This is a genomic window from Tolypothrix bouteillei VB521301, assembly GCF_000760695.4.
Taxonomy (GTDB): Bacteria; Cyanobacteriota; Cyanobacteriia; order Cyanobacteriales; family Nostocaceae; genus Scytonema; species Scytonema bouteillei_A.
Genome location: NZ_JHEG04000001.1, coordinates 6,254,983 through 6,278,226 on the forward strand (window position 1 = coordinate 6,254,983; position 23,244 = coordinate 6,278,226).

The following is a 23,244-nucleotide window of genomic DNA, read 5'->3' on the forward strand; positions in this document are numbered from 1 at the left end:
ATTTCTACTTAAAAGAGGATTAGATATGGATCTTGATTTACGTGTGGTCATCGTTTTAGCTCCGATCGTAGTTGCAGCGAGCTGGGCTGTGTTCAACATTGGTGCGGCTGCTTTGAGACAATTGCAAAACTTTTTAAACAAGGAAGCTTAAGGTAGATAGGTTTATTAATTTACCGTGAGTTTGATGAAGTCAAAATAGACCTCGCCCCAAACCCCTTTCCTCGTAAGATACTGTTGGCGAATGGTGGGTACAATCCCCCTAGAACAGCTGTACCTCGTAGGAGAGAGGTTTCAAACCCCGATTAAAACGTTGCTCTTCCCTGTTAGAAGCGGGGGTAAGTGTGGGGGCTGTTGAACTTGCGTTATTTAGACAGCGTTGCTCGGTTGCTCGATCCGGTGGCTACTCCTGGAAATGCCTTTACAAGAGGCTGAGCTTTCTGCGTTTGGTAAAGTACTTTGGGTGGGCAATGCTTACCTAGCCCTGTTAAGGTGACTCATAAAATTTTGATTCAGGCGGGGTATTCCTCATTTTTCCTCCTCTGCGCTCTCAGCGCCTCTGCGGTTCAAAAGAAATTTATTTAACCGCCGAGACGCAGAGTACGCAGAGGTAAGAGGTGAGAGAGCTATTGATTTCCTGAAGTTTTTATTCACCCTGATATGGTTAGCAATGCTCACCCAACCACGCCTACTACTACATCCACCTTAAAATGTTGGGTTGAGACAGCAAGGGGGCAGGAGAGAAAGAAAAAAGACTATAGGAACAAGTGCGTGTGAAAATGGTGCAAGCAACCACTCCAAACGAAACCAACTCTTGTGGATATTGACTCTCTCTTAAAACCCTTTCATCACTTTGGAGTCCGTCTCGGATTGGATTCCGTTTTTAAACTGCTGGCAAATTTGGGCAATCCCCACCATCAAGTGCCAATTGTTCACGTAACCGGTACGAATGGGAAAGGTTCTGTTTGTGCTTACCTTTCTTCTATTCTGACTGAAGCAGGTTATCGCACGGGGCGTTTCATCTCACCCCATTTGGTAGATTGGACGGAACGTATTTGCTTAAACGAACAACCAATTTCTTCAGAAGAATTTTGCCAGTTGTTAGTTGAAGTGATAAGAGCGATCGACCCAGAAGAGCAATCTCCAACTCAGTTTGAAGTCATCACTGCAGCAGCTTGGTTGTATTTCGCACGGCAAAAGGTGGATTTAGCCGTGATAGAGGTAGGACTCGGAGGTCGTTTGGATGCAACTAACGTCTGCTCGCATCCTCTTGTAACTATTATTACTTCCATCAGTCGCGACCACTGGCAAAAACTCGGCCCCAATCTCACCGATATTGCTCGCGAAAAAGCTGGTATTTTTAAACCTGGATGCCCTGCCGTTATCGGGATTTTACCACCAGATGCAGAAGAAGTAGTGCGATCGCGTGCTTTAGAATTAGAATGTCCTATCGTTATACCTCAGCCTGCGCGTCAAGTTACCCCCGGATGGGCTGAGTGGGAGATGGGAAAATTAATTAAATACCCGTTAGTTTTGCAAGGGCAAATTCAGTTACAAAATTCTGCTGTAGCATTAGCCGCTATAGAAATTTTGCAAAAACAAGGTTGGAAAATTTCAGAGGAAGCCATTATCAACGGAATGGCAAAAACTCATTGGTTGGGAAGGCTGCAATGGACGACGTGGAAAAACCATCAATTATTGTTAGACGGTGCTCATAACGTTGGTGGTGCTCAAGCTTTGCGCGATTATATTGACAAATTGGAAACAGGGGAACTCAAGCTCCCTACCGAGTGGGAATTAGGAGCACGAGAGACAACTGAGGATTTGGGAATTCCCAAATCCAAAATTCAAGTTGATTGGATTGTGGGAATGCTAGCAAAAAAAGACCATAGGGACATTTTCAAAATTTTATTGCGACCCGGCGATCGCTTGTTTCTCGTTCCAGTACCAGAAGCGATTACAGCCCGTCCTCATGAATTAGCTAAGATTGCTTGGGAAGTTTGCCCCGAGTTGAGCGATTGCAATACTTATCCAGATTTATCTTTAGCCTTAGAGGAAACTTTTGCGTCATCAAAAGGTAATTTGGTGATTTTGTGTGGTTCGCTGTATCTTATTGGGTATTTTTTAAAATTTGCTAATGGCTATTAGCCATTAGCCATTAGCCATTAGCCATTAGCCATTCCACTCACTTGCTGCATCCTCAACAGCTTTATCGACTGTTTTCTCGCCTAGCATTGCTGCTTGTAAGTTTTCGTAGATAGTCTTTTGCAAGCGTTTTATATCTTTTAATCTTGGCGTTAAAACTTCTGCTTGTTGCAACTCTTGGGCGCTAATGACTCTTGCTTTATCTAAAGTTGAGGCATTGGCTGGTAAATCTTTGAAGTAACTGTCAGAGAGAGATTGAACTGTAGAAGGAAGAACTCCTGCTGCTTTGGCAAAGGCAAGTTGGTTGTTGTCGTTGGTGAGATATAGGGCAAATTTAACGGCGGCGTCGGGTTGTTTGCTGTCTCGGGGTATGACTACGTTCATAACGGCAACATTTTTCTTGCCGTTTTCACCCGTGACTTGGGGTGCGGTTGCAGAAACTTTGGCTATGGTAGGTGCGTTTTTCCCCACTGTTTCTAAAAACTCCCCACCAGAAAAGAGTAATGCGGTTTCTCCTGCTTGATATAAATCTATGGCGTGGCGGTGTCCTTGTGTTAGCACTTCTCTGGGTAGTAGACCTTTTTTGTATAAATCTACCCAGTATTGGAACGCTGCTTTTCCTTGTGGGGTGTTAAAAGCTGCTTTGCCTTCAGCATCTACTAAGGTGACTCCCATTTGTACGAAGGATTCTAAGACTTCCCCGGAGTCTTGAGGCACGAATGTTGTGAAAAAGGCGTATTTACCAGTTTTTTCTTTAACTTGTTGTGCTACTTGTGCTAATTCAGTGTACGTAACAGGTGTTTTAGTAATACCTGCCTGTTTTAATAAATCAGTGTTATAAATGGTTAACCGCGTGGTGAGGTACCAGGGAATACCAAAACTCTTGCCATTAAGGGTACTGGCTTTCCAAATGTTTGGTAAGTAGGCGGCGCGAACTGAAGAAGGAACTTTTGCTTCTAAATCTAACCAGGCATTCCGTCCTGCTAGTTGAGAAGCAAAGTCTGGATTTAGGTTAACAACATCAGGTGGCGTTTTTGCAGAGACAGCTGTTAAAATCTTGTTTTCCATTGCAGTCCAAGGAACATCAACCCAGGTAACTTTTATACCGGGATTTTGTGACTCAAAGGTTGCTATGAGGCTTTTGAAGTAGTCGGTGAATTGAGGTTGGAGTTGCATTGTCCAAAACTCAACATTTGCTGCTGATGATGCCTGTTTTGGATTTGTGCTGATATTTGCTGTGCTGCAACTCACAATCCAGCTAGTTAATAAACCGAATAGTAACCAAATAGTAAATTTTTTGAATTGTGGAATTTGAATCATTTGAGTTGTACTTTTTTAACTTATCGGGGTGAGATGCTTATGAAAATTGGATAGATAGGGCTAAAGCCACCATAGGTACATTTGAAGAATTACATAGGTCACGAAAAGTCAAACCTTTAGACTTGGATTTTGTTTCTCAATCCAACTTACGTTAATTTCTACACTTTTAGGTAATATAACGGGGGGAGAAACAGGGGTCTTCATATTAATCTTTTATATTATTCATTTTTTTACTTAGCGCTCCGGTGGTAAACCTGTGGTTAAACAACTTAATAATCTATTTAGTAAATCTAAGGGTGGAGTAGGCATAGAAATTGCACCGCAACGGGTCAATTTAGCTCAAATCCGCAAGCAAGGTCAAGGTGTAAAGCTAGAAAATTTAATATCGGTTCCCGTTCCTGAAGGTGTGGTGGTGGATGGTCAAATTACTGACCCGCCAACAATGGCGCAATTGATTCAGCAGGTATTGGCAAGTAGTAAGATTAAGGCTTCTCGTGTTGCGACTTCTGTACCGGGACGCGATTCTATCGTTCGTCTCATACCCGTCCCTGCAGAGTTGGATGATAAAGAGCTGCGGGAGATGGTTCTCAACCATGAGGCTGGTTTGTATTTACCTTATCCGCGTGAGGAAGCTGATGTAGATTATCAGAAACTTGGGTATTTTGTAGATGAGGACGGTATTGAGAAGGTTCAGGTACTTTTAGTGGCAACTCGCAAGGAAATTACCGATACCTATATCAGTACGTTTGAACAAGCAGGATTGCAAATCGATGTTTTAGAGATTAACAGTTTTGCTCTGATTCGGACAATCCGCGATCAACTCCGACAATATGGACCGCAAGAAGCCGCAGTGCTTGTGGATATAGAATTTGATAGCACGGAAATTGCGATCGTTGTTAACGGTGTGCCGCAATTTTCGCGTACCGTACCAATTGGCACTTATCAAATGCAACTTGCTTTATCAAAAGCAATGAATTTACCTGTCTCGCGAGATATGGAATTATTGCAAGGCATATCTATTCCTTCAACTCCTGTAGATGGTGGGAAGACTGGTGTGACTGAAATCAATCCCGGTATGGCAGCTGTTATTAGAGTTCTGGGAGAACTGACAGATGAACTGCGCCGTTCTATCGATTTTTATCTCAATCAAAGTGAAAATCTGGAAGTGGCACAGATTATGCTAGCAGGACCGGGAGGCGGGCTAGGTCAGCTAGATGAGTTCTTTACACAAAGATTGAGTTTACCTACCTCTCAGATCGATCCGGTAGGCGCATTGTCATTACAAGTTGATGCGGAAAAATACCCAGCCTCAGAACGTCCCGGTTTGGGTATAGTGCTTGGTTTGGGAATGAGAGAAGTATGAAGTATGAATTATGAAGTATGAATTATGAAGTATGAATTATGAAGTATGAAAGAATTGGGAAGCAAGCAATTCCTAACTTCTCATTCTCCATTCATCATTCATCATTCATAATTCATAATTCTCTCATTCATCATTCATAATTCATAATTCTCTCATTACCCATTCATCATTCATAATTCATAATTCATAATTTAGGTCATGTATAGTCTAGATATTAATTTTCTGAAAGATCGCCCAGCATTTAATAAAACTTCTGAAAAGAAGCAACGAGGCAAGATTTCTCTCCCCGTAGGAGATTTAACTCCTCTATATATAGGAGTGGGAATCGGTTTGGGTTTACCGATTCTTGTAGGAGCAAGTTTGTGGATTTTGGATGCTAAAAATGTTGAATTAGGACAAACAATTGCACAACTCGAACAAGAGAAACAATCTCTTGAGGGTCAAATAGGTAGTATTAATAAAATCAAGGAAGAAACTAACAGAATTAAACAGGAAACTCAGGCTTTGGTGACGGTTTTTGACCAAATCCGCCCTTGGTCTGCAATGCTACAAGATTTGCGCGATCGCATTCCCAGAACCGTACAAATTGAAAACATTAAGCAAATTGCACCACTAGCTCCAGTAGCAGGACAGCCAGCACCAAATCCTGCAGGAGGCATAGAAATTATTGGGGTTGCTCGTTCTTTCAACAATGTTAATGATTTTATGCTGACTTTACAGCAGTCTCGGTTTTTAAAGGCAACTGATACAAGAATTACGACAGCAGAGTTAGTAGATCCACCGATACCACCCGGAATAACGCTTCCACAAAATTTTAAACCACCTCAAATAGCTAGATACACTATTCAATCTAGTATGAGTGACGTTCCAGCTTCCGAGTTAATGCGGGAATTGGAGCAAAAAGGCACAGTAGGACTAGTTTCTCGAATTCGCAATCTGCAAAAAACAGGAGTGCTTCAAAAATGACGGTGAGTGAAGATCTAAGTTTTGAACAGGGTGGGGATTTTGGTGCAGCCTCTGCACCCAGCTACCCCGTTATTTTTGGAATTTCCCTAACACCAAAAATTAGTGGGATTATTGTAGGGTGTTTGGGCGTTGCCGGTGCTGCATTTATGGCTATGAATATGCTGATGCCCTCTTGGGATACATTTCAACAGCAGCAAGCCAAACAGACGGAACTGCAAACAGATATCGATCAAAAGAAACTTGCTATTAAACAACTTGGTAAGATTCAAGAAGAGCAGGCACAGGCAAAAGTGCAACAAGTTCAAGTATTGGGTTTGTTTGCCAATGAGAAAACCTTGGATACATTGCTGCTAGATTTAAATCGATTGGTTGAGTCTGGTAACAGTCAAGTTCCTTTCAGTGGCGTGAGAGCAAAACTGAAGAGATACGCACCCAGTGGTGATAAGGCAGAACCAATCACTGATGGAACCTTTGGACCCCTTGTGGATGGAAAGCTAAAACGCCGCAGTATCAATATTGAAATTATTGGAACCTACGAACAAACACAATCTATTCTCCGTAATATAGAACGGTTACAGCCTTTGCTACTGGTGAAAGACTATCAATCAACATTAGCACCAGAGACTGCTGCTGAGCCTGGTAAAAAGTTAATTAGGATTGGTCCTAGAGCCATTAATACAACTTTTCAGTTACAGGCATTGATGCCAATGACTCCACAAGATATGGCAGAAGCGGCAACTAAGAAACCGTAATACCAATTCTATATGAAGTTGCACATTATTGCCCTCATATTAGAAATGTGGACGGCAGGCGCTACAACCGGGGGAACCCTCCGAAGTTTGCTATTGGGGAGTCAGTGCGGTCTTGGGCTTTGCCCAAGTGAAGCATCTGACGTGGAAACCCCCAAGCCGCAACTTCTCTCCGCAACGCGCTGCCTCAGCTATACAAACAAAGCCTGCCTAAGCGCAAAGCGCACGCTACGTGATGCTGCAGGCTATGCCCGTAAGGGCTATACGCAGGCTAATTGTATGCATCTTCATAGAAAATTGGTATAACCAGTTGCGAGTGACCTCTCCCTCCTTCAGAGACTCTCTCTTTCCCAAGCTCCGCTTTCCTCGTTCCCAGGCTCAGCCTGGGAATGCCTTCTTTGGAGGCTCCGCCTCCTGTCAAGACTCTCCAATCGCCTTTTATATGGGAATAAGGTTCACGGACGGGAGTTTTAACATTAGTTGTACCCCTCCCTACCCCTTAGGGCGTGTTTTCACAAGACTCGTTTAGCCCCTAATTTTCCAGATCCCCCTAAATCTCCCTTAAAAAGGGGGACTTGAAGAAATTTCCCCCCTTTTTAAGCTACGGTGGTGTACAGATCTCTAGAAAAGACATGAAACATCCTAAAAAAGGAAGAATTAGAATCAACTTCCCCCCTTTTTTAAGGGGGGCTAGGGGGGATCGAAACTGCCAGAAGGCATCTTAGGAGACTTGTGTACACCACCGTAGCTTTTTAAGGGGGGTTAGGAGAAATCCAACACTTTGAAAACATACCCTAACTTCTATTCCTATTCTTTAATGCTCGTAGAAATTCTGAGAGTAGACTATCTTGGGAACTGAGCGTAGAGCAAGACTATTCTAATTCTTCAGTAATTCTACGGCACAATTTCACATAGCTTCATGAGAAACTAAATGTAACAATCCCGCAAGCAACAAAACTGTTAATTTTCTGAATTTTGCGGGAAATATATAAAGGTAATATGTTACAAATTACGGCTACTCAAAAGTTTTCTTATTAGTTTTAAATGTGAGGAATGAACTGTGAAACAGCTTCACGGTAATGGTTTAGCATTTGGTGTTGCCGCAATTGTGATGATGGCGGCTCAGCCAGTTATGGCACAGGTTAGTCAAATTACTGGAGTCAAACTAACTCCTGCTGACGGAGGAGTAAACGTTGTCTTAACAACTTCCTCAGGCTCTCGCCCACAGGTTTTTACAACACAAAGGGGCAATACCCTAGTTGCAGATATTATAAATACTCAACTCCGTTTATCTAAAGGTAATAGCTTTCGTCAAGACAATCCCGCACCGGGAATTGCTTCAGTTGTTATCAATCAGCTTGATGCCAATAGCATTCGGGTCATTGTCACGGGAACAAAAGGCACTCCTACCAGCCAGCCAGTGGTGAGAAAGCAAGACAAACTTACACTCAGCTTTGCACCATCTGATGGAATACAAGCGCAGGCTCCTCAATCTGCACCACCACAAAGAGCAAGTAAAAAGCCAAATGAACAAGCTGCAACTCCCATTCCAGTTCCACCCAGTCAAAATCAGCAGCCTGAAGTTCTTGTTCCCAATCCAAAAGTGACTGTGAATGGCGCACCCGCACCTGCATCTGGAGTCGATCCCCGTATGAATCAGGCTCCACCTTTCTTGCCTAGAGCTGTTGCGCCACCAGTTGGAGATATTGCTATCTCAAATCTGGATGCTTCTCCAAGCGTCATTGATTTAGGAACGCAAGAACGAGTCCCTCGTTTGGTATTGCGAGATGCTCCTGTACGAGAAGTGTTGTCTTTACTTGCCCGTGCTGCCGGTCTTAACTTAGCTTATGCAGGAAATGCAGCCGCAGGACAAGGACAACAAGGAGGTCAAGCTGGGGGAAATGAAGGACCTACAATCTCCTTAGATATAGAAAATGAGCCAGTACAAGATGTGTTTAACTATGTCTTGCGCTTGAGCGGTTTGGAAGCGAATCGCAGCGGACGGACAGTTTTTGTTGGTCCTAAATTGCCTAATGCCACCCGTGATGTTGTCATGCGAAATGTTCGCCTCAATCAAGTTAAAGTAGATACTGCTTTGAGTTTTTTGGTTGCTTTAGGAGCCGAAAGTGCAATTACCCGCGAACGATTGGTTACTAGCGTTAATGCTGTCCCTGTAGGTGGTGCCGCTAATTCTGCAGTCACTCAAAGCCAGACAACAACAGAACTGAGAGTAGAGACTTTGCGGACTGAGTTTCAAGACTCAACACCTTTACTGCGAGGTTTGCAGGCATCAGGAGATCAACGTACCAATTCAGTTACCTTAATTGGACCTCCCAAGCTCATCGATGTAGCACTAGCTCAATTAACTCAGCTCGATGTTCGTCGCCGTCAGGTTGCAGTTAATGTCAAGGTTATTGATGTTAATCTTTTAGGAACTCACGATTTTAACAGTAGTTTTTCCTTTGGAATAGGCAATAACTTTTTCGTCAATGATGGTGGTGCAGCATCTCTAAATTTTGGTGGTTCCAGACCTGCAACTAGTAGTGAGGCTGCAAATAGTGTCACTAGTACTCCTGTGATTGAAAATCCAATTCAAGGAACGCCTTTCCTCAATCCAAACAGCCAAATAAATATTCCTGGAGCGGGTTCGGGTACGACAATAGTTAACCAATCTCAAAGTTCGGTGACAATTGGTGGCGTGACAGTTCCACCAGGTAGCGCTAGAACAATAGGTGGTGGGAATGCAACAACTTATCAACCAGTTGCACCAATTTCATCAGATCCTACAAAAGCCGGTATCACAGAAATTGAACGCAGTACAAATGATATCATTACTATAGCCACTGACGGTACGATCAGTGTAACACCAGGTGAGACGGGTTCAGTCACATCAGCTCTTCCCTCTTGGTATCAGTTCCCCAAACGCTTGCTTACTAGTTTGCAGGCTCAAGTTACAAGTGGTAATGCTAAGATTCTGACTGACCCAACTCTGACCGTACAAGAAGGGGAAGAAGCTGTCGTGAGTTTGACAGCACAAGTCTATGGAGGGATTAGAACAACAACCAATACTAGGGAACCAATCATTAAAGATGCAGGTTTAACCCTTTCAGTGAAAGTTGACAAGATAGATGATAACGGTTTTGTTGCACTCTCTGTTGCACCTACCGTATCTGCACCAAACGGAACAACATCAAGCCCTGATGGTGTAATTACGCTGCTATCACAAAGAAGCCTTAGATCGGGCCTTGTCCGTTTGCGAGATGGTCAGACACTCATTTTGTCTGGTATTATTCAAGATACAGATAGAGTCACTGTGTCTAAAGTTCCTGTTTTGGGTGACATTCCCCTCCTTGGTTCATTATTTAGAAAAACAAACAAAAATAACCAACGTAGTGAGGTGATCGTGTTGCTCACGCCTCAAGTGATGGATGATTCAGAGCGATCTTCATATGGCTATGACTACACTCCGAGCCCAGAGGTTCGGCGAATCCTTGAGCGTCGGGGTTTGCAAACACCCAAAAAGTGAAGAATTCAGTGAAAATATTCTATAGCAAAGGGTTGCTCGCGACCGTTGCACAAGCGCAGAGAGGTAGTATGCTACCTCTCTACACAACTAGAGATCGCTGAATGATTCTAAATATTTGGGAACATCATTTGAAAAAAGAGATTAATAGCAATATTTGCTGTTTTCATTAGCCTTGTCGTGCTCTTTTCCCATTCGCATGGCACCTAGTATTGTAGAGATATAGACGCAGCGCTTGGCTTTACCACCATTTTTACTAGAAAAGGTTATTTGTCCTAATGTTCTCAGTGATGTTTGAGTGCATTCATCTCCAACTTGATAGACAGGACAGCCTTGGTAATTAAATATGACTCGCCATGTTTGGGTTGAAGTGTCTTTTGGCAACGTTGTCTCGGATTTCCCTTTATTATTTTTTACTGTATCAATCCGAATATTTGTATCCAAGTTATGCCATAGATTATTGTTGACACTAATAGTATATGGGAGAAAATTGTCAGCTTGTGCTTGATGAACTGCCCATTGCACAATACCATTATTTTCACGAAAACTGACTTGCCAGGTTAACTTGTTTTTTACAGCCAAACTTTGGGCTTGACGCATAGCTTGGTAAACTTCGCCTTGAGCAGTTTTCAGTCTTTGAAGGTCAACAAAGGCTAGCCAACTAGGAACTGAGATCGCAGCTAATAACCCAACTACTAAAACAATGACCAAAATCTCTAACACTGTGAAACCACTGTTAGAGCAGTTTTTAAAACACTGTAACTGCATTAATTTGGATATGGAAAAATGACCAGAAGTATCTATTCGTATTTACTGGTATATTTTTTACTATCCGGATGCTCGGTAGAAAGATTTCTTGTGAGTGAAGGTAAAACCTATTCGCTCCAAAAACATCAAGATTGGTCTAAAATAGGGAATTGTAGAACCTCAAGAAAAATTCGATATGAAGCTAAAAGAAGTTCTTCAAGAACACCGCGAAGAAATTCTCAGTATCGCGGCTAAGCACGGAGCTTGTAATGTACGGATTTTTGGAAGCGTAGCTAGAGGAGAAGAAACAGATTTAAGTGATATTGATTTTTTAATTGATTATGATATACAGAAAATCACAGCTTGGTTTCCAGTTGGTTTAATTCAGGATTTAGAAAATTTATTAAATCGTAAAGTTGATGTAATAACTACTAGTTCTTTACATTCTTTTATTCAAGATAAAGTCTTTAATGAGGCGATTCCTTTATGAAAGACGGTCGTGTTTATCTTATTCACATTCGCGATTGTCTTGCAAGAATTAAACAATATACTTCTGAAGGCAAAGAATTGTTTTTTAATGATATTAAAATTCAAGATGCAGTTTTAAGAAATATTCAGACAATGTGTGAGTCTATACAAAAATTACCGAATGATTGGAAAAATGCATATCCAGAAGTAGACTGGAATCGTATTGCGGGTTTCCGTAATATATTAACCCATGAATACTTAAATATAGATCTCAAAATTGTTTGGAATGTTATTGAAAACTATTTACCCCATTTGTAAACAACAATTGAAGCAATGGCACAAAAGTTTTGGAATTAGATAAGTTGTATACTTTAAAAATTTATTTTAAATCTTGAAAAGCATATTTATTATTTAACTTCTCATCCTGACTCAATTCTTATTGATTATTTTTTGTTTTGTTAGTAAATTTTTTATTTATACCTTTCAGTACCGCTGTTGATAAAATTTCAGGTAACGAAATAATTAGAATAATTTTCAGCAACATTATTAATGTCATTTTGGCATACTTAAGTCTAGAAGAGTTATGGATAACATATTTCATTAAAAATATACCTGCAGCTTTACCTTTATGTCGATTAAAAGGTTGTTCTAAGGCTTTACAACTAAGATATTTATATAGATTTGCTAAGCTTTGATGCCGAAGAGATTGTGTTGAAGCAGGGCTATTGCTATAAGCTTTATTAAGCACTAACAAGCAGGCTTTTTCTTGTCTGGCAAGATTAGATGATAGAGAATTACCACTTTTACGGTATAAAATTTGTACTTTCGGTACAGCCACAAATTGATAATCAAAAGCTAATCGCAACCACATATCCCAATCTTGAGCAGCAGTTAGAGATTCATCAAATCCACCTAATTTGATTAAAGATTCTCTTCGTATTAAGGGATTGGAACCACTTTCTAAAAAATTAATTACTAATAGTTTTTCATAGACATTACCGTTCTCAGCAATATGAGTTCCTGAAAGTAAAAAGTTACTCTTTTCATCAATATAATCTGTCCAACTATAAGCAACCATTGCATTTTCATTTTCTTGCAAAGCTTGCAATTGCAATTCTAGCTTGTCTGGTGTCCAGAGATCATCTGCATCTAAAAAACTAACATAATCTCCAACTGCATGGTATAGTCCCCTGTTACGGCTAACATTTGCACCAGCATTAGAATAAGAAAATACTTTTATTCGGTCGTCTTTAACCTCTGAAACAAGAGCTAAAGTAGAATCTTGCGAGCCATCATTGATGACAAGAATTTCAAAATTATTAAAAGTTTGTTTTAAAACAGATTCAATAGTTTCTAGAATTGTTTTTGCACTATTATAAGCAGGTATAATAACAGATATTTTTTGAAGAGTTTGAATACTATTCATAGTTAAATTTTAAAATATTAATTAAATACTCAGTGATACAACTTATTAAAGTATAGAAAGGGCTTATCGTACTACTTAGATAAAATTCAAATTCAAAATTTTCAATAACATCATTTTTAAATTTCACTTTATACTTGATAATGTGACGCAGCATTCTTCGTAAGCCACCTAAAAAAATCTTGATAAAAATTATAGGTTTCAGCCAATTATTTGTATTAATAAAACGTAATTGACATACACAAAGACCACAACCACGAGCTAAAGTTACTAAATAATTTCTTTCAAGCCGCCATTGCGGTATTTGATGATAAGTATGCATGGCTGGATTGTACCAAATTTCCCATCCTGATTTATGTAGGTGAAGTAATAATTCAAAATCATCACCCGCTAACTTTAACTTACCTAACCTTCCCTTAAAAATTAGCTGTTTGGGAATACTTTTCTGCCAAGCCTCTTGACGAAAAACTAGTGCTGCACCAGGAGGGAGGCTTAAATTGACTGGATCATATAAATGTGGTTCTGAACCCCGTTCTCTAATAGCAAAAAAACTTTTTATTCTTGTAAAATTTTCTGGAGGTTCAACTTCAAAATTACCATGAATTTGACCTCCCCATGCACCTGCCTGGGGGTGCTCTTTACCAAATATAAATGCTTCTTTCACCCAATGTGAGGCGGGGTGAATATCATCATCTATAAATCCAATCAGTTTTCCTTTAGCTTCGCAGATAGCACGCACTCTTGCATAAGTAATACCTTGGTTTTTTTCCAGAAAGTACTTCAATGGAAAATCATGATTCCAGCTTTTTTGGTACTCTCGAATCACTTCCGCCGTCTTATCATTACTATTATTGTCAATGACAATAACTTCCCACTTAATGTTTTCTACTTCGGTTTGCCCTCGCAAATGTTCCAGAACTTTTGGTAAGCGGCTTTCTCCATTGTATGTAGGAATAGCTACGGTAAAGTCTAAAGAAACATTTTCCATATATTTTTAACACTCCTATTGTGAACTAAAAATAATTATTAAAATGTTTAATTTTTAACAGAAAGAAAGGGCTGATCAAACTGCTGATTAACAGTTCCATTTCACAGGCAGCAATTAAGTTATTTTGAATTGCGCCTCGGTATTTAACCAAGTGAGTAATGATTTTGCGTAAATCATTAACTAAGTATCCCACACTTGCTAAAGGTCTTTTCCAAGGTTGCGTTCTTAACATACGCAGGTGATGCTTACTCAAACCAACACAGCGGAACAAACAAATTAAATATTCTTTTTGCAATCGCCATGCTGGAATTTGATGATCAATATGCATTTCTGGGTTATACCAAATTTCCCAACCACCCAACTGAATATATAATACGGCTTCTAAATCTTCACTAGCTAAACCAGCTTCTTTACCCTTATTATTTAACACAAGACGTTTAGGGACTGTTTTACACCAAGCTTCTTTTCGGACTACTAAGCCAGCACCAGGAGGTAAAACTTTCATATAAGGCTCATAACGATGAGGTTTTATACCCCTCTCAATAACGGCTAAAAAACAAGCTATTTTCTCAAAATTTTCTGGAGGTTCAACTTCAAATTCACCATGAACCTGGCTACCATAAGCTCCTGCTTTTGGGTTGTTTTGACCAAAAGCGTAAGCAGCTGCTACCCAATCTAATGCTGGGTAATTGTCGTCATCAAGAAAACCTATTAAAGTACCTTGAGCTTCTTCAACTGCCCGTTGTCTGGCATAAGCGGCTCCTTGTTGTGCTTCAAAGCAGTACTTGAGACGATAGGGACATTGCCAAGAAGCTTGATAATTTTTAACAACAATAGCAGTATTATCCGTGCTGTTATTATCTACAACTATAATTTCCCAAGATATATCTTCGGTATTTAGTTGATTTCTCAATCGTTCTAATAGCTCAGGCAAACGACTTTCACCGTTATAAGTTGGGATAGCTACAGTAAAGTCAAGGCACCCAGTCATAGTTGAAACCTTAAAGTATTTCTATATCAATCGGGTAAGTACCATGTTGGCAAATAGGTTAATTTACTTACATATAAGTAAAACGAACAGTCATACAGGTTTTGAAACTTAATTGTTACTAAGATGTTATATACATATATAGAACCTAGAAACTGCATCTCATATTTTAAGTTTGCGCTTAAGGTGCAGTTTCAGGTTCCGTATTTCTATTGAAAATTTTATTTTTTTTTTCTAAAGCAGTTCTTTAATTACAGTTGTTACTATTCTTTCCTGTTCGCATTCCCCCAAGTAGAGTTTCTACAACGACACATCGCTTTAGTCTATCAGTTGCGGAGTAATTTCCGGAATTGGGTGTAGCTACAGCAATTTTTAAACCAAGCTGTTGTGATAACGCACTCGCATCTAGTAAAGCTCCCATGTAATCAAACGTAATTGTACCAAGAGAACCAGTTCCTGATGAAGGAGTGTAGTTCACATTACCAGTGGAAACTAGTTTATTGTAAGTGCTGGAATCAAGATTGGAATATAGTAAAACTTGTCCTGATTTAAATGTCATATCCTCACCTAAAGGTTTCCAGATTGGATTGGTAGTTGCAGGTGGACTAGTATTAAAATGAATCGCTACTTTAGGGATACCATTGTCATTTCTAAAACTAACGCTGTAAGTACGTTTATTCTTTTTAGCTTCTCTTTGAGCTTGTTGTAGAGCTGTTAAGATAGCATCATTAGCTTTATTAACCCTTTGCCGATTAACAAAGGCAAGCCAACCTGGTGCTGCAATCGCAGCTAAAATTCCTATCATTAGCACAGCTACTAAGATTTCTAGTAATGAGAAACCATAGTCACTGTGGCGGTGTTTAGTTATATGGCAAGATTGATTTCTCAAATATTGCTGCTCTTTAGTAATTTTCTCTAGTACCAACAGTAAAGCTACTTTGTACATACAACTTTTTTATCTATTAACTGCATTTGTAAAGGTTATTGAGGAGATAAAAATCCACGTCCTTGCACCTGGATACTTGCACTAGGAAAATAAGTAGAATTTTTATTTGTATAAGAAGCACCATTGTTATTATTGAGACGAGCCATAGCAGTACCTCTTATGTACACTCTTGCCAATAGCTCTCTCGCATTTACACAAGCGTAAAAACCGCTACTTCCTATACCTTGTGTACCAGTAGGACAAGTAACCGCAGGCCCAGTGGTACTTACGTAATCTACTAAAGTCAATGCAGGTTGATCGTAACTAGCACCAGCACCTAATCCAGTTTTCCACTGGTTCATCTTGTCTTTTAGCTCCGCACCACTAATGTTAAGATCTAATGGTGGTGGCTTAAAGCCTGCGCTTTTGCTACTATCATTTCCTGTTGAGTTAGCAAATGCTGCGTTCACTGCTCCTCGAATTCTGAATCTTGCAATCCTTGCAGCAGGAGACCAAGGAGAGGTTGAACTGGGGTTAGTAATCAAGTAGTATGCTACTAATGAGTAAGCAAAGCCATCATCTGTTGTTGCTTGTGCCGTTTGAGTGGCGGCTGTGACTCCAACACTATTGGCTAAAAACTCTCGCTTCCAAAAAACAAGTACGGGTGTACAAACACTTGTATTGTTAGTACTAGTAGGGCTACAACCAGTAGTAGACTTGACTGGTGGTATTTGATCTTGAATTCCTGACAAGGAAGTATTTGAACTATTGTTGTTCCTTGTCACTCCATCTGCATCATAAATGTATACTGCTTGCTGTAAGTCACGAGCTATGTAATCAAGGGCTGCTTGTATTTCTTGCTCAGTGGTTACTTTTGCTTGTTCTTTACGCTCGCTGTCCATAACATTAATCATAAACGCCATTAAAGGTGTGATGACGAGCGCTGCAAGAATCATAGCGACTAAAAGTTCAATCAGAGTAAAACCGCTTATTTTTTTGTTTACTTTGGCGCATTTGAATTGAGTGCTCAAGATGAATCTCAATAAAGTCTTCATACTGCAGTTCCTTTTTTTGATAAAGTTCCTCTCCAATTCAACATTTAATTGCAACCACCAAGACGGGTACAAAGGTCACCATACTTAGGTACAGCATCGTTAATCTCTGTTGTCATTTCCACCAAAGGTGCAGAGCGTTTACCTGCACCTCCAGTAAAAGGATTTTGTGTTACTTTGGTTGTGGAAGTATTTTTAAGCAAAGTTGTGTTTAGCCTAAATGCATCTGCTCTATAAACTCGCACCCCTAAAGAGTAGCCCATAGCAGGATCGTTGCTGTCTGGACGAAAAGCTTGCACAACCATATCTGTGGTACTAGTTCCTTCACAAGTACCAGAGCCATCAAAATCAACACAATATAAATTAGTTGGTGGAGTTGATGCTGTCGCTGTGTTTGTACAGTAGGAGTTTGCAGTACAGCTAAAGCTTCCTGATGCTGTCGGTGCGCTGAAATTCGATAGTGTAGTAGTACTGCCTGGGGGAGCTGGGGCTAGAATTTGTTTTGTTCTTACCCCATCAATGTAAGTTTTGGCAGCTCGGGTTGCTAGCTCCACTCGTCGAGATTGAACACGCGTTGCCACTGACAGGGTAATAACTGGTGCGATCGCTGCTAGCAAAATGCTTACTACCATAAGTGCTATTAAAGATTCAATAATTGTGAACCCTGCTTGGTTAGCTTGTAGGAAAGGCGCTGCTATTTTGTTGACTAAAATTACCTGTAGTCTTTTGCGGCTAGTGTATTTCCCTATCATCATGGCAATTTACCTAGTATCTGAACCTGTTTGTCAATTATTTGGTACGCTCTCGCAACTATTGGAGTAGTATTCGGGAGACACTGCACGACTGTAAGAGACTGTGGGCGTTGTTCCACCTACAATTCCAGTTACGTTACTAGCCTTACCTGCACAAAGTAATGCTTGAACCCAAGGGTCATCTCGACCTACTTCCCTAAAAAATTCATTTGGACGACTTGTTGGAGGTGTAGTAAATCTTTGAGCGAATAAGTCTGGTTGTTCAGACAACAGCCCAACATCAAAACCCCACCTTCTATTTGGCGGTGTGTAGAAAGGAGAAATACCATTTACGTTTGGAGTCGGGTAAGAATCTACTAAGAAGTCAAAAATGCTGAGATTATCAGTTGCAGTAGCATTGTTATTTGTTGATTGTCTAGCTGTAAAAATTGGTGCTAGAGGTGCTGTAGCAAAGGCGCTTCGCGTCAACTGAATAAAGCTACCGCTGATTTTGACATCTATGTTCCTCCAGTTTTCTAAAAACCTTACAAAGTTTTGCAAACCAGATGAAACTTCAGAGGGTCTGCTGGGACTATTTCCTACTACAAATGTTGCGTTAAATGTTGTGTTAGTCGTAGCTACTTGTGTCCATTTAGTTCTAAAGTCCTCTTGAAGAGCAGTTGTTTGATCCTGTCTTAGAGATACCTGCCCAGATGAAAATGTAGCGTTTGCATCGTGAATCTGTAAAACTGGCACTAAGAGCGGTTGACCATCTAGATCGGAGCTACCATTACCATCAGCATCAATAGGAGGGTAGTAAAATAGGGATTGGTTGTTGTTAATAGTTGGGTTAGTACTTGGATTGGTACCAGAACTTGTTGTTCTAAACAACAGAGCACTATCACCTGTAATTCCATAGTGCTCACCCGGATTGCGAGTACCAGTTGTATAAGTACATCCATTGTTGTTGAAAGCCGTGCCCGTTGTGTCTAAAGGACAACCTACTCCAATAGGTTTGTATACACCAGAACTAGTTTCAACTAGCTGATTAGTTGCATTACGGGCAAAGGCAACTCGACGGGGATAGCGTCGATCTGTTGCAACCAAAGCTGTGCTACCTGTATCACCTGCGCCAAGTCTTTGTCTAATGCTCTTGTTACCGGAGCTATTACTGCTAGTGAATTGAGTATCCCAGCCTCCAGATTCGGTATTATTAACGATATTGTCAGCACCACCAAGACTTGAGTTAGCTTTGGCAATAGCAATCGCTTTTCCTAACTGATTCGCCTTCACATCTTTCTCAATAATTCCGCTAACAGTGTCATTTAAATTGCCATTCCCATTGATATCAAATCCTACAACCCAATTATCAGGTGTACATTGCTCAATCACTTCCTGACGACACATCTCCATGACGTACATAGGGTTACTATCTATCCGTCGTTGAATTGGCGTAACTCCATTCATCAGATAGGAGCCTGAATTTGCCAAGGGGAAATTTTTATTACCAGTTGTTTGCCACCAATTTGCACTAGTAACATAGTTGTTTTCCCAAAAGCCATTTTTGAGACGGGATCTTCTTCTAGTATCTAACCCAGCTGGTAAGACAGTAGTTAAGTTAGTTGAGGATAAGTTATTTAAATTAGAGGGCACTAAATTGCTCTCGAGGGGAATACCAGTGTTGTTATTGAGGTCATAGTCTCCTTGAGAGCGAAAACCTTCTTGAAAAGTATTTGATAAAAGCGTCATAGCATCAGCGATGATAGTCGCTGGTCGCCAGTAATCACCTTCACCCACAACATTTGAACAGCCAGTCCTATTAATACGACAAGCAAATTTTGTCTCAGGAGTACTGCGATCGTAGAAAGGAGTAGAGGGCGTACCCGTTTCTGTTTGTGTAAATTCTTCAATTTCTGTAGTGCTCGTAGTACTTGTACGATGTATATTGAAGGCACCTTTAATATATGCAGGCAAATCCGTTGCTAAAATCAGACCTTTTTCTTTGGGCTCGTACTTATTTTGATTAGTACTAGGGTCTCTTGCCAATGTCGCACCATTGATGAGGCGAATACCATTGGGACGACGAGTGGGGTCAAGCCTAAAATCTGTTGGGCTTAGTAACTGTGATTCTGAACCTGGAGTACTTTCATCCCGCAAGCCATCATCTCGAGTGGCATAAATAATACCGCTATATGGCAAAAAGTAATCGGTTGTACTGCCACTTTGTATAATTGGTGTTCTAGCTAGTAGACCCAAATCAATGTCTGTGACTCTGACTTCCAAAGGTTGGCGCTGCTCTAAATCTAGGTCATATGTTGTTGTTGTGTCAGTGGTAGAAGTGCTCGTTGAGGTATCCAACGGACTAATTTGTTTAACTTCTCTACCGTCTACAAATGATGCTTCCTTGATTGCACCATGAGGAGGCTTGTTTGTTAGAGTGGTTGCTGGGGAAGCACCAGCAAGAATGGAAATAGCACAAAGCGCTGTGTCAATTGCTGAGTAGTGAGCAAATTCTAAACCTGTATTGGGAACTGAAGAACCAGAGCCAATTTTGTCAAGGGCATCTTTCAAGGGCTTATTAACCCAACGCCCATTTGGATACTTTAAGTTTCCTTGTCTTACAAGACGAGTTTTGTAAGTGTTAAAGAATGTACTTCTTCCATTTGATGGGTAATCATAAACAACACCGTTATTTGACCGACCATTGGCTGTATCTATCCCATATCCACCATCAATATTGACTCTGTTTTTAGCAGTTGTGGCATCAGTAGGATCAAAGTAGCTACTAACACAAGCAACTGGTGTTTGGGCAATGCCGGATTCTATTTTGAAGTGGTAGACTGCTGTTGCCCGCATCAGTAAATCGCCTTTAAATGTAGAAGTAGGACTACTCATTGGCATAGTATCGGGCCAAACAACCGTGTTATCAGCAGCATTTGGAATGGGTAAAAATGAATAATCTTGACGACCGTAAAATGGACCAGTTGTTAAATTAGAAGCACCAGAACCATCAACATAGATGCCCGCACCAGTCACAATCCTCACTCCGCCTACACTGTCTAAGGGATTAGCAGGGTTTTCTGCTGCTTTCTGTTCCCAGAATTTACCCCGTTCTGATATACCGAGGTCTGCAATGGATTGTATTTGAGTGTTGCGCCATCTTGATTCATCCTGCTGAGGTTCTGGAGTTGGTGGTTCTGTCCATTTGATTGCAGTACCACTACTATTTTTTATGTATTGGTTAGCCTCTAAACCAACATATTTGCCGTCAGCCTGTTTCCATTTAGCAGGTAGGTTGTTACCAATGAAAACGCGATCGCCCAAATAAAACTGAATACCTCTTTTCTTTTGAAAAGTTGGAAAAACTGCATTAAGTTGTTGTGTTGCTAGCGTGATTGCTGGAGTTATACCAGTTAATTGGTTACTAGAGTTGATTGGCTCTCTCCAGGATTGCGGAACTTCTAAGCCATCTGTGGTATTGAAGCCAGCAAAAGTCGTGGAACCAGTAACGTCTGAAACCTCGGCAAAGGGTACTCTTCGGGTACGCTGTTTTAAGTAAAGTTCTATTTCAGTAGAAAGGGTTTTTTTGGCATCATCTAGAGTATCAGTATCTTGAACTTTCTGAGCAACATTACTCCTCACGTCTGCTGGGTAATATGTAGCTGCTGCAACAGCTGTTTTGAAGTTAGTAGTGGTTGTGGCACTATTACAAGTTGTACATAGCGCGAGTGCAGAAATCTTCATTGCAGCAATGCGTTGGTTAAACGCTGCATCATTGAATCCGATTAAAGCGCCACCATTACTATCTGTTGATCTATTAGTGCTGCTAATTTCAGCACTACTGATAGCTTCACCATAACCTCTATAAAGATCAACGGTTACTCCTTTAACAGAAGTTTGTCCGAGGCTTCCATTTCCTACGTTTCCTCCTACAGTAATCTGTCCATTTTCTTGGTTATAAAAACAGGAAGTTTTACTGCTGACTTGCCGCAAGGTCATATTACCTGCATTTTCAGTAACACCAACTAGTAAATTGCCATTCGTATGTATTCTTCCATTTAAGGTTAGCGCTGTAGCACCAGTTATGATTTCTAGATCGTTCTCATACCAAACTGCGTTGTACACAAGGGGAATACGAGCCCGATCTTGTTGAAACTCTAATGCGACAAAACCTTTATTACCTTTGTAAGCTTCACTATTGGATTGGGAAGGTTCATATTGAAGTGTTGATGTTGAAGGCAAGCTACTATATTCTGAGGGAGTAATTGGTACATTAACGGTGTAAACAAAAAAGCTTTTACCTAAATTGCCAGATTGCAGTTTGTACCAATTAGAATTACCCACTAAGCTAGAAAAACCTGCGGCTTTAGCACATTGGGAGTTGGTTGCGCTATTGTCCATTGGTGGAGTTCTAGCTTCTAGAGGATTTCGTTTACGATTAAAATTACCCGTGGAGGAATCTCTACTTGGTGTGCGGAAGTATAGTCCATATAATGTATAGCTATCGTATTTTCCGTTGTTATCTGTATCAACGGGGAATCTCCAAACAGTTTTTAAAGTTTCATCATCTTCTAGAGTACTAGGTGTTTGGATACCTGCTGTTCCGTTAAAGTTATAAGCCAACTTTAGACGCGTTTCATCACCAAGTCTGTACTTGTCTTTCTTAAGAGCATCGTATAAAGCGTTATCAGAAGGTGTTCCCCTTGGTAATGTTGGATCGTTAAATAAAGCGTCTAACTTAGCTCTTACTCTATCTATAGCAGGTGCAGCAGCATTAAGAGTTGCTTCATTAACTCTAACATTACTAGCATTTTTGGATCTTTCAAAAGACCGGAATAAAATTGCTGTTGTCAGCAGTACAACAACCAAAGCTACCATTGCGACTGTTGGCAGCACAAAACCAGCATTCACCCACTCGGGCTGTTTTCTGGTAACTAAGAAAGCTCGCAGCAGCCACAAACTTTGCTCTTTAATTGTTAATGGAGAGGAACTGCAAAGCTTTTGGTAGAAATTTCTCGTAGCCTTGACTAACTTGCTATTTCGCTTCATAGCCACTTCCCTGTCAAGAGATTTAATGCTGGTTTCTTTAAAATGTTTACTATTGTTGAACTGCGCCTAACAAAAGATGCTGGCAAATATAAAGTTCTTGATACTACTTATTTACCCTGCATCACTAAGATGGACGGTTTATAGCAGTACCAAACAATTTTCTTCAAGCATGGGTATTTTTTTTCAGCTTCTTAGAAAACACTAATGTTATTAGAATTACCTAATTTATAGCTGAAAAAGAATAATAACACCATAGGTTTACATGAACTTTGCAAAGATGTGTTTCAAAGCAAAGAACTTCATGAAGATAATGTTAGATAGTAAGTCTATGTTACCCACCTAGTAACAAAAGATATCAGTTGAGTCAAAAAGGAATATTAAGATATTAAAAACCTCCCCGACGGGGGGAGGCTGTAGAAGATACTTTAGAGCTTGAGTGGGAAAGATCGGTTGTCTTAGTATTTGCTGAGGTCAATTCCAGCTTCTTTCGCCATGGCTTCCAACCCTTTCTTATCAAGGGTTTTGATGGCTGTGGTCGATAAACGCATTTTCACCCAACGATTTCCTCCTTCCCACCAAATACGCTTAGTTTGCAGGTTGACTTGCTGAAGGCGTTTGGTACGACGGTGAGAGTGGGAAATTGCGAAGGCGTTGTTTGCCTTCTTACCAGTTAATTCGCAGCGACGAGACATATCAAAGTACTCCGATTTTTTTGGGCACGATCTCTTATTGTATAGAATTGTTCGCTCAGTGGGTGGCAGTTTGTCCGGATTTTTGGGCTAATACGTTACCTTGGTGTAAAAATATGAG

The 23,244-nt window shown here is 40.5% G+C and carries 18 protein-coding genes; 8 read left to right on the forward strand and 10 right to left on the reverse strand.

Translation table 11 applies throughout. The features are described 5' to 3' along the window. Positions 1–25: 25 nt before the first annotated feature. Entirely contained in the window at positions 26–151 is a 126-nt protein-coding gene (locus HC643_RS25320) for a photosystem II protein Y (RefSeq protein ID WP_017747352.1), read from the forward strand. A 662-nt stretch (positions 152–813) separates the two neighbouring features. Then, positions 814–2,145, forward strand: a complete 1,332-nt coding sequence (locus HC643_RS25325; RefSeq protein ID WP_038072347.1) for a bifunctional folylpolyglutamate synthase/dihydrofolate synthase — start codon at positions 814–816, stop codon at positions 2,143–2,145. Between the two features lie 24 nt (positions 2,146–2,169). Here the strand turns inward: HC643_RS25325 and HC643_RS25330 are convergent, their stop codons facing one another. Continuing rightward, entirely contained in the window at positions 2,170–3,462 is a 1,293-nt protein-coding gene (locus tag HC643_RS25330) for an ABC transporter substrate-binding protein (RefSeq protein ID WP_038074040.1), read from the reverse strand. 256 nt (positions 3,463–3,718) lie between these two features. Between HC643_RS25330 and pilM the strand changes: the two genes are divergently transcribed. From pilM to HC643_RS25350, 4 genes are all read left to right on the forward strand, one after another. Then, positions 3,719–4,825, forward strand: coding sequence for a type IV pilus assembly protein PilM (gene pilM / locus HC643_RS25335; RefSeq protein WP_038074043.1), 1,107 nt, complete (start codon positions 3,719–3,721; stop codon positions 4,823–4,825). A 198-nt stretch (positions 4,826–5,023) separates the two neighbouring features. Then, a complete protein-coding gene (locus HC643_RS25340; RefSeq protein WP_038074045.1) occupies positions 5,024–5,791 on the forward strand; it encodes a PilN domain-containing protein in 768 nt (255 codons plus the stop codon). Continuing rightward, positions 5,788–6,543: a hypothetical protein gene (locus HC643_RS25345; RefSeq protein WP_038074048.1), complete on the forward strand. Its 756-nt coding sequence runs from the start codon at positions 5,788–5,790 to the stop codon at positions 6,541–6,543. The genes HC643_RS25340 and HC643_RS25345 overlap by 4 nt, the downstream gene beginning before the upstream one ends. Positions 6,544–7,600: 1,057 nt before the next feature. After that, complete coding sequence (locus HC643_RS25350) at positions 7,601–10,066, forward strand: type IV pilus secretin family protein (protein ID WP_038074052.1); 2,466 nt, start codon at positions 7,601–7,603, stop codon at positions 10,064–10,066. Positions 10,067–10,207: 141 nt separating this feature from the next. Here HC643_RS25350 and HC643_RS25355 read toward each other — a convergent pair whose 3' ends face one another. Then, a complete protein-coding gene (locus HC643_RS25355) occupies positions 10,208–10,786 on the reverse strand; it encodes a pilus assembly FimT family protein (protein WP_408019917.1) in 579 nt (192 codons plus the stop codon). Between the two features lie 220 nt (positions 10,787–11,006). On the opposite strand from HC643_RS25355, the gene HC643_RS25360 reads away from it, so the two are divergent. Beyond that, positions 11,007–11,300, forward strand: coding sequence for a nucleotidyltransferase family protein (locus HC643_RS25360; protein ID WP_038074059.1), 294 nt, complete (start codon positions 11,007–11,009; stop codon positions 11,298–11,300). Then, the gene (locus tag HC643_RS25365) at positions 11,297–11,596 is read left to right on the forward strand and encodes a HepT-like ribonuclease domain-containing protein (protein ID WP_038074062.1); all 300 of its coding nucleotides are present in this window, start codon (positions 11,297–11,299) and stop codon (positions 11,594–11,596) included. Before HC643_RS25360 ends, HC643_RS25365 begins: the two co-directional genes overlap by 4 nt. A 118-nt stretch (positions 11,597–11,714) precedes the next feature. Here HC643_RS25365 and HC643_RS25370 read toward each other — a convergent pair whose 3' ends face one another. The 8 genes from HC643_RS25370 to rpmB form a co-directional block, all read right to left on the reverse strand. Further along, positions 11,715–12,704 carry a glycosyltransferase gene (locus HC643_RS25370; protein ID WP_038074065.1) on the reverse strand — a complete coding sequence of 330 codons (990 nt, stop codon included), beginning with the start codon at positions 12,702–12,704 and terminating at the stop codon, positions 11,715–11,717. Beyond that, entirely contained in the window at positions 12,697–13,689 is a 993-nt protein-coding gene (gene hpsE, locus HC643_RS25375) for a hormogonium polysaccharide biosynthesis glycosyltransferase HpsE (protein WP_038074068.1), read from the reverse strand. Before hpsE (HC643_RS25375) ends, HC643_RS25370 begins: the two co-directional genes overlap by 8 nt. A gap of 25 nt (positions 13,690–13,714) precedes the next feature. Further along, positions 13,715–14,680 carry a hormogonium polysaccharide biosynthesis glycosyltransferase HpsE gene (gene hpsE, locus HC643_RS25380; RefSeq protein ID WP_050045173.1) on the reverse strand — a complete coding sequence of 322 codons (966 nt, stop codon included), beginning with the start codon at positions 14,678–14,680 and terminating at the stop codon, positions 13,715–13,717. 244 nt (positions 14,681–14,924) lie between these two features. Beyond that, positions 14,925–15,623 (reverse strand): prepilin-type N-terminal cleavage/methylation domain-containing protein, encoded by a 699-nt coding sequence (locus tag HC643_RS25385; protein WP_082051582.1) that lies wholly within the window; start codon positions 15,621–15,623, stop codon positions 14,925–14,927. Between the two features lie 35 nt (positions 15,624–15,658). Next, positions 15,659–16,657 carry a hormogonium polysaccharide secretion pseudopilin HpsC gene (gene hpsC, locus HC643_RS25390; RefSeq protein ID WP_038074071.1) on the reverse strand — a complete coding sequence of 333 codons (999 nt, stop codon included), beginning with the start codon at positions 16,655–16,657 and terminating at the stop codon, positions 15,659–15,661. A 44-nt stretch (positions 16,658–16,701) separates the two neighbouring features. Then, the gene (hpsB, locus tag HC643_RS25395) at positions 16,702–17,409 is read right to left on the reverse strand and encodes a hormogonium polysaccharide secretion pseudopilin HpsB (RefSeq protein ID WP_082051581.1); all 708 of its coding nucleotides are present in this window, start codon (positions 17,407–17,409) and stop codon (positions 16,702–16,704) included. Between the two features lie 30 nt (positions 17,410–17,439). Next, complete coding sequence (gene hpsA / locus HC643_RS25400; protein WP_038074074.1) at positions 17,440–22,434, reverse strand: hormogonium polysaccharide biosynthesis protein HpsA; 4,995 nt, start codon at positions 22,432–22,434, stop codon at positions 17,440–17,442. Positions 22,435–22,889: 455 nt separating this feature from the next. Beyond that, positions 22,890–23,126, reverse strand: a complete 237-nt coding sequence (rpmB, locus tag HC643_RS25405) for a 50S ribosomal protein L28 (RefSeq protein WP_038074078.1) — start codon at positions 23,124–23,126, stop codon at positions 22,890–22,892. Between the last annotated feature and the right edge of the window lie 118 nt (positions 23,127–23,244).